Raw genomic sequence first — 3,374 nt, 5'->3', positions numbered from 1 at the left:
GTCAGTACCGGGAAGAGGTCCTCTTCGAAATCGGTGGCGAGCCAGGTGCGATCTTCGGCCGACAAAGCGCCGGGACGCACGATCAGGATATCTTCCTGGGCAAGATACTGCTGCAGGACGGCAAGCGAGGCCTGCTGCTCCATCTGCAGGTTGTCGATTTCCTGCAGGATGGAATCGAGCTGTTCGGCCGGCGTCTTGCCATCGGGGCTGCGCACAACGATGTTCTGGCGGACCTGGCCTTCGAGGCCGGCGACGCGCACCATGAAGAATTCGTCGAGGTTGGCGGCGGAGATCGACAGGAACCGCACACGCTCCAGGAGCGGATGGTCGGTGTTCAGCGTCTCTTCGAGAACGCGCCGATTGAACTGCAGCCAGGAGAATTCACGGTTGATGAAGCGCTCGGGGCTTGCAAGCTGTTCCGCAAAGCTCGGGACCGTCTCGACTTCCTTGTGTTCCTGGGTATCGGCGATCTGGTCCATGGCTCCGTCCTCATATGTTTATGCCTTGCGGCGGTATAACTTTTTGACGACGGAACTGTGACAGTCAATCGTCCCCTTCGGCATCCCCCTGTGCGTCCCCGTCGGCACCGCCATCCGCCTGCCCCAGTCTCTCCAGAACCTCGGCGGCTAGATTGCGGTTGATGCGTACGCCACGCGCCAGAGCCAGCCGGTCGAGCTGGTCCACGACACGCTGCGCCGTCTCCAACGAACGCTCCATCCGGTTGACGATATAGCCGACAATCTTGTCATCGATATTAAGCTGCCGGTCGGCGAACAATTTTACGATCACCTGCGCCAGCAGCTCTTCGTCGGGCTCGCCGATCTCCACCACAGTCGCGGCCTTCAGCCGGGATCTAAGATCGGGCAGCGCCACCTCCCAGGAAGCCGGCCATTGGCGGGACGTCATCAGCAGGGTGTGGCCATGCTGGCGCACGGCGTTGATGACGTGGAAGAGCTCGGTCTCGTCGAAACCGCGGCGATCGGCATCCTCGAACAGGACCGGGCCGGCAGAGGCGATCTGAGACACGTTCGATCCAGCGAGCGGATGGATCTCCGCCGCGCCGGCACGCTCGCGCCAGATATGGGCGAGATGGGATTTTCCCGAACCGACCGGACCTGCGAGGATAACCACCGGGGATGGCCAGTTCGGCCACTCATCGACGACGGATACCGCCGCAGCCAGCCGGGCGGACACGAGCAGATCGTCCCGCCCGCGAGCAGCATCATGGGTGAAATGCAGCGGCAATTGCTCGCCCTTGCGCCGCGGGCGTTCGTTCGTATCGGTCATTCGCTCGCAGGGGCGCTCTTAGGGGCTTCGATCTGCTGCTGTACGCCACCGGTCTTTTCAACGGCATGCGGCTCAGCGTCCTCCCATGGAAGATCGACGGATCGTCCATAGTAGATATCGCTGTCAAGATACCGCGACAGGGCGAAGCGGACAAGCACGGCCACCATGGCAGCCGCAGGCACGGCGATCAGAAGGCCGACGAAACCGAACAGGGCGCCGAAGGCAAACAGCGCGAACATCAGCCAGACAGGATGCAGGCCGACGCTCTGGCCGACCAGCTTGGGCTGCAGGATATTGCCCTCGATGAACTGGCCCGAGAAGAACACGGCCGCGACGGCGATGATCCAGGGGTAATCCGGCCAGAACTGGACGAGCGCCACGCCGATCGCCATGACCAGGCCGATCAGCGACCCGATATAGGGGATGAAGGAGATCATGCCGGCGACGAAGCCGATCAGCAGGCCGAAATTGAGCCCCACCAGCGACAGGCCGACGGCGTAGTAGATGCCGAGAATGAGGCAGAGAGACCCCTGCCCGCGGATGAAACCAGCAACCGAACGATCCATCTCGCGCGCAAGCTCGCGGACCACCTGGACCTGATCGCGCGGCACCCAGCTGTCGACCTTGGCGACCATGCGGTCCCAGTCGAGCAGGATGTAGAAGGCGACGACGGGGGTGACGACCAGCAGCGACATGACGTCGACGATCGCCTTGCCGGAGTTCCAGATCTGCCCAAGCAGCGAGCCGATGAAACCGGCGCCCTGGCTCAGCACCTGGGAGAAGTTCTCCTTCACGGTCTCGATCTGCGCCGACACCCAGGGCGGCAGGAAAGAACTCTGCGGGCTCGATATGATCTGCTGCAGTTCGGTAATGTAGCCGGGAAGGGCTGCGGCGAATTGGGTGAACTGGCTGATGATGATCGGAATGACCAGCATCAGCGCCAGCGCGAAGATGGTGACGAAGCAGACGAGGATGACGACCGTCGCCATGGTGCGGCTGAGGCCGCGGCGCTCCAGCCAGTCGGCCACCGGATCGAGAAAATAGGCGAGCGCCATGCCGGCCACGAAGGGCAGCAGGATGGACGAGAAGAACCACAGGAACAGGACGAAGCCGAGCAGGACGCCGAGCCAGAACAGGATGTGGCGCCTCAGGCTGGCCCCACTGACGTGATATGGCATGTCTGCTCCTTCGATTGCTTGGCAGTTCCGGACGTATCCTCCGCCAGCCATATGAGCGGCTTGGCGGGTAAGGTCAAGTTCACGTCCGTGTTTGCCAAGAGAGCTGTGAAATACCTGCAAATCCGGCCGGAACGCTTGCATATCCGGGCAGGTCATGCAATTGGCGGCAGCTTGAAGTTCCCCATTGGATCCGGACTGGAGATGGATGATGAGCGAGGCGGGCAAGAACGGTCTCACCTATAGCGATGCAGGCGTCGATATCGACGCGGGCAACCTGATGGTCGAGAAGATCAAGCCGGCGGTCCGCTCCACGCGCCGCCCGGGCGCCGATGGCGAAATCGGCGGCTTCGGCGGCTTGTTTGACCTCAAGGCAGCAGGCTTCAACGATCCGATCCTGGTTGCCGCCAATGACGGCGTCGGCACCAAGCTGAAGATCGCCATCGACGCCGACTTCCACGATACCGTCGGCATCGACCTGGTCGCCATGTGCGTCAACGACCTCGTCGTTCAAGGCGCAGAGCCGCTGCTCTTCCTCGATTATTTCGCCACCGGCAAGTTAGATCCCGACCAGGGTGCGGCGATCGTCAAGGGCATCGCCGCGGGCTGCGTCGAGTCCGGCTGTGCCCTGATCGGCGGCGAGACGGCCGAAATGCCGGGCATGTATTCCGATGGCGATTACGACCTCGCCGGCTTTGCGGTCGGTGCTGCCGAACGCGGCCAGTTGCTGCCGGCCGGCGACATCGCCCCGGGCGATGTCATTCTTGGCCTGACCTCTTCCGGCGTCCATTCCAACGGTTTTTCGCTGGTGCGCAAGATCGTGACGCTTTCCGGCCTCGGCTGGGATGCGCCTGCGCCTTTCGCAGACGGCAAGAAGCTCGGCGAAGCGCTGCTGACGCCGACCCGCATCTA

At 62.7% G+C, this 3,374-nt stretch carries 3 protein-coding genes and 1 pseudogene; 1 reads left to right on the top strand and 3 read right to left on the bottom strand.

The window, feature by feature from the left end; all coding sequences use genetic code 11:
- From ABW043_RS22740 to ABW043_RS22730, 3 genes and pseudogenes are all read right to left on the bottom strand, one after another.
- Positions 1-479: pseudogene (locus tag ABW043_RS22740) on the bottom strand (RNA degradosome polyphosphate kinase); the annotation flags it as partial.
- A gap of 64 nt (positions 480-543) precedes the next feature.
- A complete protein-coding gene (hdaA, locus tag ABW043_RS22735) occupies positions 544-1,287 on the bottom strand; it encodes a DnaA regulatory inactivator HdaA (protein WP_353923473.1) in 744 nt (247 codons plus the stop codon).
- The gene (locus ABW043_RS22730; RefSeq protein ID WP_353923472.1) at positions 1,284-2,465 is read right to left on the bottom strand and encodes an AI-2E family transporter; all 1,182 of its coding nucleotides are present in this window, start codon (positions 2,463-2,465) and stop codon (positions 1,284-1,286) included. The genes hdaA and ABW043_RS22730 overlap by 4 nt, the downstream gene beginning before the upstream one ends.
- Positions 2,466-2,673: 208 nt before the next feature.
- On the opposite strand from ABW043_RS22730, the gene purM reads away from it, so the two are divergent.
- A partial coding sequence (purM, locus tag ABW043_RS22725) for a phosphoribosylformylglycinamidine cyclo-ligase (protein WP_353923471.1) occupies positions 2,674-3,374 on the top strand: 701 nt, incomplete at its 3' end.

Source organism: Devosia sp., from assembly GCF_040509215.1.
Classification (GTDB): Bacteria; Pseudomonadota; Alphaproteobacteria; order Rhizobiales; family Devosiaceae; genus Devosia.
Note: the sequence above shows the minus strand (reverse complement) of the source record. Positions and strands in the feature narration are given on the sequence as shown.